Annotated in this window: 11 protein-coding genes; 2 read left to right on the top strand and 9 right to left on the bottom strand. The window is 71.7% G+C overall.

Features of this window, described 5'->3' with window-relative positions; genetic code table 11:
* Positions 1-29 precede the first annotated feature (29 nt).
* The gene (locus C569_RS0111815) at positions 30-716 is read left to right on the top strand and encodes a metal-dependent transcriptional regulator (protein ID WP_026268035.1); all 687 of its coding nucleotides are present in this window, start codon (positions 30-32) and stop codon (positions 714-716) included.
* 49 nt (positions 717-765) lie between these two features.
* On the opposite strand, the gene C569_RS0111810 is transcribed toward C569_RS0111815, so the two are convergent.
* From C569_RS0111810 to nrdR, 7 genes are all read right to left on the bottom strand, one after another.
* The gene (locus C569_RS0111810) at positions 766-1,314 is read right to left on the bottom strand and encodes a hypothetical protein (RefSeq protein WP_018785989.1); all 549 of its coding nucleotides are present in this window, start codon (positions 1,312-1,314) and stop codon (positions 766-768) included.
* A gap of 87 nt (positions 1,315-1,401) precedes the next feature.
* Positions 1,402-1,635: a DUF5522 domain-containing protein gene (locus C569_RS0111805; RefSeq protein WP_018785988.1), complete on the bottom strand. Its 234-nt coding sequence runs from the start codon at positions 1,633-1,635 to the stop codon at positions 1,402-1,404.
* 141 nt (positions 1,636-1,776) lie between these two features.
* Positions 1,777-2,418 carry a class I SAM-dependent methyltransferase gene (locus tag C569_RS0111800; RefSeq protein ID WP_026268034.1) on the bottom strand — a complete coding sequence of 214 codons (642 nt, stop codon included), beginning with the start codon at positions 2,416-2,418 and terminating at the stop codon, positions 1,777-1,779.
* Positions 2,419-2,555: 137 nt separating this feature from the next.
* On the bottom strand, positions 2,556-3,491 hold the full coding sequence (locus C569_RS0111790; RefSeq protein ID WP_018785986.1) for a DUF2332 domain-containing protein: 936 nt from the start codon (positions 3,489-3,491) through the stop codon (positions 2,556-2,558).
* 72 nt (positions 3,492-3,563) lie between these two features.
* Complete coding sequence (locus tag C569_RS0111785; protein WP_026268033.1) at positions 3,564-4,889, bottom strand: polysaccharide pyruvyl transferase family protein; 1,326 nt, start codon at positions 4,887-4,889, stop codon at positions 3,564-3,566.
* A gap of 206 nt (positions 4,890-5,095) precedes the next feature.
* Entirely contained in the window at positions 5,096-7,993 is a 2,898-nt protein-coding gene (locus tag C569_RS0111780) for a vitamin B12-dependent ribonucleotide reductase (RefSeq protein ID WP_026268032.1), read from the bottom strand.
* Between the two features lie 38 nt (positions 7,994-8,031).
* Complete coding sequence (gene nrdR, locus C569_RS0111775; RefSeq protein ID WP_013284751.1) at positions 8,032-8,532, bottom strand: transcriptional regulator NrdR; 501 nt, start codon at positions 8,530-8,532, stop codon at positions 8,032-8,034.
* 490 nt (positions 8,533-9,022) lie between these two features.
* Here nrdR and lexA point away from each other — a divergent pair, with 490 nt between their 5' ends.
* Positions 9,023-9,805 carry a transcriptional repressor LexA gene (gene lexA / locus C569_RS0111770; RefSeq protein ID WP_018785983.1) on the top strand — a complete coding sequence of 261 codons (783 nt, stop codon included), beginning with the start codon at positions 9,023-9,025 and terminating at the stop codon, positions 9,803-9,805.
* A 55-nt stretch (positions 9,806-9,860) separates the two neighbouring features.
* On the opposite strand, the gene C569_RS33145 is transcribed toward lexA, so the two are convergent.
* Together C569_RS33145 and hflX are read right to left on the bottom strand one after the other, a co-directional pair.
* A complete protein-coding gene (locus C569_RS33145; RefSeq protein WP_018785982.1) occupies positions 9,861-11,558 on the bottom strand; it encodes a hypothetical protein in 1,698 nt (565 codons plus the stop codon).
* A gap of 50 nt (positions 11,559-11,608) precedes the next feature.
* Positions 11,609-13,072 (bottom strand): GTPase HflX, encoded by a 1,464-nt coding sequence (gene hflX, locus C569_RS0111760; protein ID WP_018785981.1) that lies wholly within the window; start codon positions 13,070-13,072, stop codon positions 11,609-11,611.

The raw sequence follows: 13,072 nt of genomic DNA, 5'->3' as shown, positions 1-13,072 counted from the left end.
GTACCATCGGAGCCCAGGAGGCCGCAGACGTGAAGCACGACCTTGTTGACACCACTGAGATGTACCTGCGCACCATTCTCGAACTCGAGGAGGAGGGCGTGCCGCCGCTTCGTGCCCGCATCGCCGAGCGGCTGAAGCAGAGCGGTCCGACCGTGAGCCAGACCGTCGCCCGCATGGAGCGCGACGGCCTGCTCACCGTCGAGGGCGACCGGCATCTGACCCTCACGCCGCAGGGCCGCAACACCGCCGTGTCGGTGATGCGCAAGCACCGGCTGGCCGAGCTGCTGCTGGTGAACGTGATCGGGATGCCCTACGAGGAGGCCCACGAGGAGGCCTGCCGGTGGGAGCACGTGATGAGCGACGCGGTGGAGAAGCGGGTCTTCGACCTGCTCAACCGCCCGACCCGCTCGCCGTACGGCAACCCGATCCCGGGCCTGGCGGAGCTGGGCGACCCGGGGCAGACGCCTGCCGACGCCGTCGAGGGCGAGCGCAACCTGGCCTTCCCCGGCCTGTCCGGCCCGGTCGTGGTGCGGCGGATCTGCGAGAGCGTGCAGACCGACTCGGACGTGCTCCGGCAGTTGCACGCCGCCGGCGTCGACCCGGGCGCGACGGTGACTGTGGCGCAGGAACGCGACGCCGTCTCCATCGACCGCTCCGGTGACCGGGTACGCCTGCCCCGTGAGGTGGCGTCCCGGGTGTTCGTCGCGGCCCGCTGATCGTCCGGCAGCTCTGGCCTGCGGTCAGAGCTGCCGGTACGACCTTCGGTCAGAGCTGCCCTGTGTCGATCACCTTCGCCAGCGTGACCAGCTTGCCGGCCGTCTTGTCCACCTCCGCCGTCGCGATGCCGGGCGGGGCGGTCCAGCGCAGGGTGGCGAGCTGTCCCTCGGTGTCCAGCCAGCCGACCTCGGCGGCCGGGCCGGACTTCGCGGTCTTGGGCAGCGTGTGCCGGTAGGCGGCCTTGCCCAGCTTGCTGATCTTCGCCGCGCCGCTCGGCTGCACGTCCAGGGTGAACGTCGCCGCGTCGATCGACGTCTCGGTCACCGACAGCGTCAGCTCCGGCAGCACCGCCCCGGCCGACCGGACCAGGCAGGTGTGGGTGTCGCCCCGCTCGGTGGCCGCCGCCACGTCGAACGTGCCGCCGGTGTGCTCGGCGATCACCGCGAAGTCGAGCAGCCGGCACGCCCCGCCCGAGGACGCCGCCGCGACCGGCACCGGCGAGGGCGGGGGCGGCGGCCCGGCCTCGGTCGGCCCCTCGTCGGCGCAGCCGGCGGCGAGCAGGACGGCCGGAACGACCAGCCAGATACGGGCACGCACGGGAGACCTCCGCGGTCGGCGGCGGGTCCGGCCCGCCAGAGTTCCGTCGGACACCGTACGGTGCGCCCCAGCGGGGACGGAAGCCCCCTAATCGGCCACGTACGGACAGTGCCGGCAGCCTCGCCCGCAGCACGTGCCGCGCCGGGCCAGAAACCCGGCGCTGAGCACGAACAACCCGGTCTCCGGGTCCAGGTAACCGGCATCCCCGGCGGCCAGGGCGGCGGCGTGCGCGGCGAGGATCCGCTCCCGCCCGGGGTGATCCGGCGACAGCCGGGACGGGTGCGGTTCGGTAAGGGGCCGGTCCGCCGGCTCGTCACGCACCGCTGAAGTGTAAGGAGGGGGCCCTGCTTAACGTTTTCGGCATAGGAAGGGTCCCCTTTTAACATCCCCCACCCGACGTCGCGCACGTCGAGCGGGATGCCGGCGAGCTACGGCGGCGGTTGAGGTCGGCGCCGGTGATGATCACCGGATGGTCCGCTCGGCGAGCAGGAACGCCTGGGACTGCCGCTCCGTGGCGACCGGCGCGCGGACCAGCGTCGCCGAGACCGTGAACCCGGCCGTCGCGAGTTGTGCGGCCAGTCGTTCCGGCGGCAGCCAGTGCACGTCGTACGCGACGTCGTGGCCGTACGCCCGCTCCAGCCGTACGCACCGGTCACCGGCCTTGACCGCGAGGAGCAGGTAACCGCCCGGGGCGAGCGCCTGGTGGAAGCCGGCGAACACCCCGGGCAGCAGCTCCGGCGGCAGGTGGATGACCGAGTACCAGGAGACCAGCCCGGCCAGCGATCCGTCCGGCACGGCCAGCTCGGTCAGCGAGCCGACCTCGAAACGCAGGTCCGGGTACGTCCGCCGGGCCACCGCCACCATGCCCGGCGAGAGGTCGACCCCGCCGATGTCGAGGCCCAGCCGGTGCAGGTGGGCGGTGACACGCCCGGTGCCGCAACCCACCTCCAGCACGGGTCGGCCCGGCCCGACCGTCTCGGCGTACGCGGCCAGCAGAGCCCGGTCCAGCGGCGGCTCCACCACGTCGGGCAGCAGCCGCGCGTAGTCCTCCGCGACGGTGTCGTAGGCAGCACGCGTCTCGACCAGCCAGGCAGGTTCGGTCACGCCCACCGACCCTAGTCCAACGCCCGCCCGGCCCGCCCGACCTTGTTGACCATGAAGTTGACGGCCGTCCCGTCGGCGTGTCGCGCCGTCAACTTCATGATCAACGGGGATTGGGCTGGCCGGGCGGACCGGGCGGGTCAGGGGAACCAGGTCAGGGACTGGCCGTGGCCTGTCGTCCAGGCCACAGGACGGCAGTCGAGGGCCAGGACGTTGTGGAAGCCGTCGGCGGGTGGCTCGGGCAGGTCGGCGTGGGGCAGGACCGACGGGTCCTCGTTGGCTATCCAGTGTCCGGGCAGGGTCCGGACCAGCGCGGTGAACGCCTCACGGCGGGCCGGCGGCACCTGGTAGAGCACCGAACTGTGGAACACCACGAGCGTCGCCCCGGCCGGAGCACGCGCCGCCAGCGCCGGCAGGTCGTCGACCAGGTCTCCGCGTACCAGCAGGGGCGGATCGGCCGCCGCGACCGCCGCCGCGGCGCGCAACCGCTCCCGGCGGTGCCGGTGCTCCGGCCAGATCAGCGCCTCCAGCCAGGCCACGTCGGCCGGGTCGGTGACGTCGAGCGGGTTCACGTCCAGCCCGGCCCGCCACACCACCTCCGGGCGCCGCGCCGGCGGATCCACGCCCGTCAGGACGCAGTCGAGCACCGGCTCGCCGTCGCCGAGCCGGTGCTCGCCGTAGCGGTAGGCGTACCGGTCGGGGTAGAGGCACAGCCCGGCGGACACGCCGACCTCCAGCAACGCCAGCGGCTGCGGCAACGCGGCGAGCACCGGCAGCAGCACCGCGCAGCGCCCCGCCTCGTTCGTCTGGGTCGCCCGCACCCGCATCTGCGCCGCGACGTCCGGCCAGTGCGCGATCACGTACGCGCGGAACGCCGCCGGGTCGTCCACCGGCCCACCGCGCAGCCGCACCACCCCGAACAGCAGGTTCGGCTGACGCTTGGCCGGCGGCAGCGTGTCGAGCAGGGCGAGCAGCTCCGGGTCACCGGCGACCGTCCGCGACAACCGCTCGTACGCCGGGGACACGCCGCGCGTCTCACGCTCCGCGAAGACCCGGTAGATGTCGGCAGTACTCATCCCGTGAGCATTCCAGTCCGCGTACCCGATGGTCTGTGACCGCCCGCACCCGGACGCGCAGGCGTACGACGGTCAGCGCGACAGCATCCGGCGGACCCGGCTGCCCACCGCCTGCTTGACCTGCTCGCGCAACGGCTTTGCGCGGCGTGTCTTGAGCTTCTGCTGCAGCGTCCGGTTCTCGTCCCGCAGCCACTGCATGCGCGCCAGCAGTTCCTCCGTGGTGTGGGCGGAGGCCGGCCGGACCGCCGGCGGGTAGACGGTGCGGCGGACCTGCTCGTCGAAGCGGGTGGCGCTGTCCCCGTCGGCGAACGACAGGCCGAGGTCGTGCTTGGCGAGGAACGCGGTGATCCGCGCGAAGCGCTCCTTGTGGCCCTCGTTCAGGGCCGTGTAGTCGGCTTCCTCGTAGAGTCGCGCGGCGTCCACGTCGGCCGGCACGTCGCGCATCAGCCGGTGCGGGATGTCGAAGTAGCGGGCCAGTTCCAGGGTGCGCGAGTCGTGGGCGAGGAGATAACCGGGCGTGCCCGAGATCAGCGCCGTGATGGTGCCGTGGATCCGGGTGCCGAAGGCGAAGTCGAACCCGGAGAGGTACTCGATCCAGGGCCACGGGTCCACGAACATCCGCACCTTGTCCTCGGCGAAGAGCGGGTGTGAGGTGTGGATCGGCAGGTCGTCGGTCTTGCCCCGCAACTTCGGTTCGTCGCCGTAGAGCAGGGTGCCGAGGGTGTACAGGCCCTGGGCCAGGTAGCGCAGATTCGGGTAGCGCTGGTGGTGGTGGCGGACGAGCGGGGCCAACGCGCGGACGTACGGCGAGATGACGAACGCGAGCCGGTCCTCGGGGCCCAGGGTCGCCTTCGCCTTCTCGACCCGGAAGCTGTCGCCGTGCAGGAACATCGACGGGCAGCCGATCTGCTCGACGGCCGAGAACCCCAGCGTACGCAGGTAGCTCTCGCTGATCTCGCCGCGTACGCCGATGCTGTGCGACCGGTCCAGCACCGCCCGGCAGAACGCCTTCACCGGCTCGTCGATCGGGCGCAGGAACTCCCGGTCGCCGTCCACGTCGGTCTGCACACCGACCCCGAGCACCACCACCGGGATCTTGAGCCGCTCGATCAGCCGGGTCATCGAGATCAGCCGGTTCGTGTAGTCGTGGCGGAACGCGTTCGCCAGCGGGATCACGAAGACGTCGTACTTCTCGTTGATCTCGTCGGCATCGCGCGGGTCCGCCCGGAACCGCGACGGGGTGATCTCCGCCGCCGAGGTGGACAGCAGCTTGTGCGCGGCGTGGCTGAAGACCAGGTTGCCACTGTTCTTGCCGATCCAGTCCCGCTCGTAGGTCTCCTCGGCGGTGACGACGTCGAACGGGCCCTTGCGGGCGCGCAACAGGATCCGCTGGTGCATCCGGGTGTCCACCCTTCGTCCCGGACGCCACGGCGCCCGGCGAGGCCGAAGCGGCGCGATCGGCCGGGCACGGCCCCGTTCCGTGCAGGAGCAGAAATCCTATGCCATCTCCAGGCCGGTCCGGATCCCACCTGCCGGCCGTCACGTCCCTGCCGCAGCGACCGCCCGACCCCTACCGGACCGGGCGGTCGCTGGTCTCCCGACTGTCAGCTGCAACCGCTGGTGGAGCCGCAGCCCTCGCAGACGTAGCAGCTACCGGCGGGCCGCATCTTCGTGCCGCAGGTGAAGCAGAGCGGCGCGTCGGCGGCCTTACCGATCACGGCCTCCAGCAGCTCGGTGCTGGAACCCACGGCCGGGGCCGGCTTCACGGCCGCGGCGTCGGCCATCTCCTGCGCCGGCTGCGCGACCGGGCCGGTCTTCGGCTCGGTCGCCTCGACCGGGGCGGAGGCGGCCATCGCGGTGAGGTCCGCACCGCTCGCCTCCGCCTCCGCCTCGGCCGCGAGCTGGGCGGCCCGCTCCCTGGCGGTGAAGATGCCCAGCTCGGCGCGGCGGTCGTACGGCAGGAAGTCCAGCGCCAGGCGACGGAAGATGTAGTCCATCACCGAGGCGGCCATCCGCACGTCCGGGTCGTCGGTCATACCGGCCGGCTCGAAACGCATGTTGGTGAACTTGCTGACGTACGTCTCCAGCGGCACGCCGTACTGGAGACCGATGGAGATGGCCACCGAGAAGGCGTCCATCACGCCGGCCAGGGTCGAGCCCTGCTTCGACATCTTGAGGAAGACCTCGCCGAGGCCGTCGTCCGGGTACGACGAGGCGGTGAGGTAGCCCTCCGCGCCGCCGACCGAGAACGAGATGGTCTCCGACGGGCGCTTCTTCGGTAGCCGCTTGCGTACCGGGCGGTACTCGACGACCTTCTCCACGACCTTCTCCGGCGCGGCCTGCGCGACGGCGGTCGTGTCCGTCTTGGCGTCGTTCTTCTTCGCCGCCGACAGCGGCTGGCCGACCTTGCAGTTGTCCCGGTAGATCGCCAGGGCCTTGAGGCCGAGCTTCCAGCCCTCGAAGTAGATCTTCTCGACGTCGGCGACGGTCGCCTGCTCCGGCATGTTCACCGTCTTGGAGATGGCGCCGGAGATGAACGGCTGGACGGCCGCCATCATCCGCACGTGGCCCATCGGCGCGATCGAGCGCTCGCCCATGGCGCAGTCGAAGACCGGGTAGTGCTCCGGCTTGAGGCCCGGGGCGTCCACCACGTGCCCGTGGTCGGCGATGTGCTCGACGATCGCCTCGACCTGCTCCTCGGGGTAGCCGAGGCTGCGCAGGGCGCGCGGCACGGTCTGGTTGACGATCTGCATCGAGCCGCCGCCGACCAGCTTCTTGAACTTCACCAGCGCCAGGTCCGGCTCGACACCCGTGGTGTCGCAGTCCATCATCAGGCCGATGGTGCCGGTCGGGGCGAGCACGCTGGCCTGCGAGTTGCGCCAGCCGAACTTGTCACCGAGCTTGTTGCCCGACGTCCACTGCTTGGTGGCCTCGCGCTGCACGGCGGTGGCCACGGTGCCGGTCGCCTTGATCGCGTCGTTGGCGGCGGCGTGCTTGCGCATGACCCGCTTGTGCGGCTCGGCGTTGCGGGCGTAGCCGTCGTACGGGCCGACGATGCCGGCCAGCTCGGCGGAACGGCGGTAGGCGGTGCCGGTCATCAGCGAGGTGATCGCGGCGGACACCTCCCGGCCCTGCTCCGAGTCGTACGGCAGGCCGGAGGCCATCAGCAGCGCGCCCAGGTTGGCGTACCCGATGCCGAGCTGCCGGTAGGCGCGGGTGGTCTCACCGATCTTCTCGGTCGGGAAGTCGGCGAAGCAGATCGAGATGTCCATCGCGGTGATGACGAACTCGACCGACTTGACGAACTTCTCCACCTCGAAGCCGCCGTCGGCGCGGAGGAACTTCATCAGGTTCAGCGAGGCCAGGTTGCACGAGGAGTTGTCCAGGTGCAGGTACTCCGAGCAGGGGTTCGACGCGGTGATCCGCCCGGTCTCCGGGCAGGTGTGCCAGTCGTTGATGGTGTCGTCGTACTGCAAACCCGGGTCGGCGCACTCCCAGGCCGCCTGGGAGATGGTGTGGAACAGCTTCTTGGCGTCGATCGTCTCGATGGTCTGCCCGTCGAGCCGGCCGCGCAGGTCGAAGCCGCCGCCGTTCTCCACCGCGGTCATGAACTCGTCGGAGACGCGGACCGAGTTGTTGGCGTTCTGGTACTGCACGCTGACGATGTCGGCGCCGCCCAGGTCCATGTCGAACCCGGCGTCGCGCAGTGCGCGGATCTTGTCCTCCTCGCGCGCCTTGGTCGCCACGAACTCCTCGATGTCCGGGTGGTCCACGTCGAGGATGACCATCTTGGCCGCGCGCCGGGTGGCGCCACCGGACTTGATGGTGCCGGCGGAGGCGTCCGCACCGCGCATGAAGCTGACCGGGCCGGAGGCGGTGCCGCCGGAGGAGAGCAGCTCCTTCGAGGAACGGATGCGGGACAGGTTGACCCCGGCGCCGGAGCCGCCCTGGAAGATCCGCCCCTCCTCCTTGTACCAGTCGAGGATGGAGTCCATCGAGTCGTCGACGGAGAGGATGAAGCACGCCGAGACCTGCTGCGGCGACGGCGTGCCGACGTTGAACCACACCGGCGAGTTGAAGCTGAACACCTGGTGCAGCAGCATCCAGGTCAGCTCGTGTGCGAACACCTCGGCGTCGGCCGGGGTGGCGAAGTAGCCGTACTCCTCACCGGCGGTGCGGTAGGTGTCGACCACCCGGTCGACGAGCTGCCTGAGCGACCACTCCCGCTCCGGGGTCCCCACCGCGCCCCGGAAGTACTTGGTGGTCACGATGTTCGCCGCGTTCACCGACCAGGACGCGGGGAACTCCACCCCGCGCTGCTCGAAGTTGATCGAGCCGTCCCGCCAGTTCGTCATGACGACGTCGCGGCGCTCCCAGGCGACCTCGTCGTAGGGATGCACCCCCTCGGTCGTCCAGACGCGCTCGATCTTCAGCCCCGCCCCGGCCTTGTTCCGTGACCTGCTGGTCGTCACGCCCTCGCCCCCCTCGTCGGCAACGGTCACCCACCGCGCCTCGTGTACCTGTCAGAAACCGGAAAATGTCAGCTGATCGCGCCGGCGGCGTCCGCCGCACCGGCACCGGCGCCCTCCCGGGCGCGCGCGGCGGCCCGCAGCGTCTCGATCTCGCGCTCGAAGTCGGCGAGCGAGTCGAAGGACCGGTAGACGCTGGCGAACCGCATGTAGGCCACCTCGTCGAGGTCACGCAACGGGCCGAGGATGGCCAGGCCCACCTCGTGGCTGGGGATCTCGGCCGCCCCCTTGGCCCGCACGGTCTCCTCGACCTTCTGTGCCAGCAGCGCGATCGAGTCGTCGTCGACCGGCCTCCCCTGACACGCCTTGCGCACCCCGCCGATGATCTTCGTACGGCTGAACGGCTCGGTCACCCCGCTGCGCTTGACCACCGCGAGCACCGCCTCCTCGACGGTGGTGAACCGCTTGCCGCACTCCGGGCACGACCGCCGCCGCCGGATGAGCTGGCCGTCGTCGGCCTCCCGCGAGTCGACCACCCGGGAGTCGGCGTGCCGGCAGTACGGACACCGCATTCGCCCGACCTCCTGTCGTCGATCGCGGGCACACCTACCGGCTCCCGGGCACGCGTCGACACGGCGGGGCCATCGTCCGATGACCGTCGCCGGGTGCGCGGTGCGGGAGTGCGTTCGGTAGTTGAACCCAACCTGTAGGCAACTTACGCCCGTGTGACTACTACATCTAGGGGTCGACCGTATGCCGAACCCCAAGCGAGGTCAAGTTGACCGGCGCGTCCGGCGCGTCATCAGGATCACGTCCGGCGCGACGCCACCGAGGAGCCCAACGGGCGGCCTCCCGCACTGGTCACGGGCGGCCGGGATAGAACATCCGTTCGATCGGCGTACCCTTCTATCAGAACACCCGTTCGGAAATCCAGGAATTCGGCACGACACGCCGACAGCAGGTCGTACAGATGTTTGAAAATGGCCGATCTCACCTATACGGTCAGACCACACGCACCACGAGCCGACGAGGCACCCCAGCGCCGACCAGGGAGGGACGGACGTGACCGAGGACCGGGCCAGCCGGCAGAAGAACCCGCAGCCGAACGACGGGGCGGGTCCGCCGGCGACCCGTCGCCCCCGCACCGCCCGCAGCCGCACCGCTCCCGCGGCGGTGCGTCCGGTCACCCCGGTGGTGAGCAGCTTCCCCGACCCGACGACCGTCGACCTGACCGCCCGGCAGCGGCGGATCCTGGAGTTCATCCGCACCTGGGTCGAGCGCCACGGCTACCCGCCGAGCGTGCGCGAGATCGGCGAGGCGGTCGGGCTGGTGTCCCCGTCCAGCGTCGCCTACCAGCTCAAGGAGCTGGAGAAGAAGGGCTTCCTGCGCCGCGACCCGAACCGTCCGCGCGCCGTCGACGTCCGCGCGCCGGGCGAGGCGGACGACGAGGCGGCCCGCGCCCAGCGGCCCGCCCCGGCGTACGTGCCGATGCTGGGCCGCATCGCCGCCGGTGGGCCGATCCTGGCCGAGCAGGCGGTGGAGGACATCTTCCCCCTCCCCCGCGAGCTGGTCGGCGAGGGCGAGGTCTTCATGCTCCAGGTCAAGGGTGACTCGATGCTCGACGCGGCGATCTGCGACGGCGACTGGGTGGTCGTCCGGCAGCAGCCGAACGCCGAGGTCGGCGACATCGTGGCCGCCATGCTCGACGGCGAGGCGACGGTGAAGACCTACCGGCGGCGCGACGGGCACGTCTGGCTGATGCCGCAGAACCCGGCCTTCGACCCGATCCCCGGCGACGACGCCACGATCATGGGCCGCGTGGTGGCGGTGCTGCGGCGCATCTGAGGCGACAGCAGCGAAAAGGGGTGACCGTGGCCGGTCACCCCTTTTCCGTGTCGTCTCAGTAGCGGTCGCCCCGGTACTCCCGGCCGCCGCCGGACACCGGGCCGTACCGGCCCTGGTCGTCGTAACCGTCGCGGCGCCCGCCACGCGGGTCCTGTCCGCGGCGCGGCGGCTCGGCCCGGCCGCCGTCCCCCCGCGGCCCACCACCGTTCGGCTGCCCGCGGTATCCGGCCCCACCCGGGCCGCCGCGGCCCGGACTGCCCTGGCCGCCGCCACCCGGGCCGCCACGGCCGGGGCCGCCCTGGCCGCCGCCCGGTCCGCCCTGGCCCCCGCCGCCGTAGACGCCGCCACCGCGCCCGCCACCGGCCGGGGCACCACCGCCGCCGTAGACGCCGCCACCCTGCGGACGAGCCCCGCCCGGGGGACGGCCACCGCCCTGGGCGCCGCCGCCGTACACGCCGCCGCCTGACCGGCCACCGCCGTAGACACCGCCGGACGCCGGGCGGTCGCCCTTGGCCGCGCTGCCGTAGACGCCGCCCTGACCACCGCCGTAGACACCGCCGCGCGGGGCGTCCGGCCGTTCGCCCGACGGGAAGCCGTTGTTCACCGGGAAGTCGCCGCTGCGCTCGGGTTCGCCGGCCGGTGCCCGGGGCGCCGGCTTGCGCCGCGCCCGCAGGATGCCGAACACGCCGGCGCCCATCAGCAGCGCGCCGATCACCCCGACCGCCGCGATCAGGTACGTGATCTCGTCGAGCGAGAGCCCTTCGAGCCAGGACTTCTCGGCGGCCGCCTTGGTGTCGGCCTTGCCGCCGTTGGGCAGCGCCTCCGCGCCGGTGGTCGACGGGGTGTAGCTGAGGATGTCGATCGGGTCCGACTCGTCGAGCGTGCCGCCGTCGGAGACGGTGACGAACGTCTTGCCGTCCGGCGTGTAGGAGATCGCCTCGCCGAACGGGTCGGCCAGCGGGGTGACCCGGGGCTTGCCGGTGGTGATCGCCTTGACGATGTCGCCGCCGGCCACGTCGAACTCGAACGCGTCGGCGTACGTGCGCAGCACGACCCTGCCGCCGTCGGGCGAGCGGGCCGCGCCCGTGACGAGCGCCCGCCCGGGCGAGCCGAGCTTGTTGTCGGTGCTGGTCTTCGGGAGCGTGAACTCGCCGACCTTCTTCATCGGGATCGGCTCGGTGTCGCCGCTCGCCTTCAGCTTCACCGTCGGGGTGTAGATCTCCGACTTGCCGGAGAGCTCCTTGGTGATCACCAGCGGCATGTTGTCGTCGTCGACGAGCAGGGCCTCCGCGTCGTGCGGCTCCTTGCCCGGGTAGCTGAGCCGGTGCAGCACCGGCTGCTTCGAGCCGCTCAGCGGCATCGTCCAGACCGCCACCCGCTCCCGGCGGGTCTTTTTCTCCACGTTGTCGCCGGTGTCGGCGATCCAGAGGTTCTTACGGTCCGGGCTGAGCGCCAGGTCCTCGGTGTCGAGCGGCCCGTCACCGGAGTAACGGACCTCCTTGTCGACCTTGCACTTGGTGTCCAGGTAGAAGACCCGCTTGCGGCTGGGGTCGTCCGACCCGTCGTTGATCACGACGTACCCGTTGCTGGTGGCGACGAGCCCGGACAGCTCGCGAAGGCGGTCGTCGGTGACCGTGCACTTCTTCTTGGGAGCCGCGGCCAGCACGGGGGCCGCGGGGGCCGGCCCGGCCGGCGCCACGACCGCGCCGACCAGGCCGAGCGCGAGCGTGACCGAGGAGACAACGTGCCGCATGACGCTCAGTGTCGCACGGCGCGGGTTTCCGCCGGGTGACGCCGGACGGCTCACCGCCCGGCGCTCACCCGCTCGTCGCTGGTCAGCCGGTCACCCGCCCGGTACGGCGCGAGCTCCGCGGCCAGCCCCTCGCTGACCCGCACGTGCAGCAGCGTGCCCTCGGGCAGGTGCGCGGTGCTCAGCACCTCACCCTGCCGGTGCACCCGGGCGACCAGGTCACCCCGGTCGTACGGGAGCACCGCGCGCACCTCGACGGCCGGCCGGGGCAGCCGCCGCTCGACGGCCGCACGCATCTCGTCGATCCCGCGCCCGCTGTGCGCGGAGACGAAGACCGCGTCCGGCCAGAGCCGCTTGAGCCGCAGCATCGTCTCCTCGTCGGTGGCGTCGGTCTTGTTCACCACCAGTAGTTCCGGCAGCCGGTCGGCGCCCACCTCGGCGAGCACCTCGCGTACCGCCCGGACCTGCTCCTCCGGATCCGGGTGCGTGCCGTCGACCACGTGTACGACCAGGTCGGAGTCGGCGACCTCCTCCAGCGTCGAGCGGAACGCCTCGACGATCTGGTGCGGCAGGTGCCGGACGAACCCGACCGTGTCGGACAGCGTGTAGAGCCGCCCGTCGGACGTGGTGGCCCGGCGGGTGGTCGGGTCCAGCGTGGCGAACAGCGCGTTCTCCACCAGCACTCCCGCACCGGTCAGGCGGTTGAGCAGGCTGGACTTGCCGGCGTTGGTGTAGCCGGCGATGGCCACTGCGGGCACCGCGTTCCGGGTGCGCCGGGCGCGCTTCGTCTGGCGTACCGTCGCCATGCTCTTGATCTCGCGGCGCAGCCGCGCGATGCGGTGGCGGATGCGCCGCCGGTCGGTCTCCAGCTTGGTCTCACCGGGACCACGCAGGCCCACGCCGCCGCCGGCGCCACCGCCGCGGCCGCTACCACCGGTCTGCCGGGACAACGTCTCGCCCCAGCCGCGCAGGCGCGGCAGCAGGTATTCGAGCTGGGCCAGCTCGACCTGCGCCTTGCCCTCCTTGCTCTTGGCGTGCTGGGCGAAGATGTCGAGGATCAGGGCGGTCCGGTCGACCACCTTGACCTTGGTGCGCTGCTCCAGGTTGCGCAGCTGCGACGGCGACAGCTCACCGTCGCAGATGATCGTGTCGGCGCCGGTGGACAGCACCACCGCGCCCAGGTCGTCGACCTTGCCGCGGCCGATGTACGTGGCCGGGTCGGGCCGGTGGCGACGCTGGATCAGCCCTTCGAGCACCTGCGAGCCGGCCGTCTCGGCCAGCGCCGCCAGCTCGGTGAGGCTGTTGTCGGCGTCGGCCTGGGTGCCCTCGGTCCAGACCCCCACCAGGACGACCCGCTCCAGCCGGAGCTGGCGGTATTCGACCTCGGTGATGTCGGTGAGTTCGGTGGAGAGGCCGGGGACCCGCCGTAGCGCCTGCCGCTCCGACAGCTCGTACTCGCCGGTGGTGGCGTCGAACTCGTCGTCGGTGTAGGGGTGGAAGGTCTCCTGGTCGCGCAA

This window comes from Micromonospora sp. CNB394, assembly GCF_000374985.1.
Taxonomy (GTDB): domain Bacteria; phylum Actinomycetota; class Actinomycetes; order Mycobacteriales; family Micromonosporaceae; genus Micromonospora; species Micromonospora marina.
The sequence above is the reverse complement of the archived record's forward strand: the minus strand, read 5'-3'. Positions and strand labels throughout refer to the sequence as shown.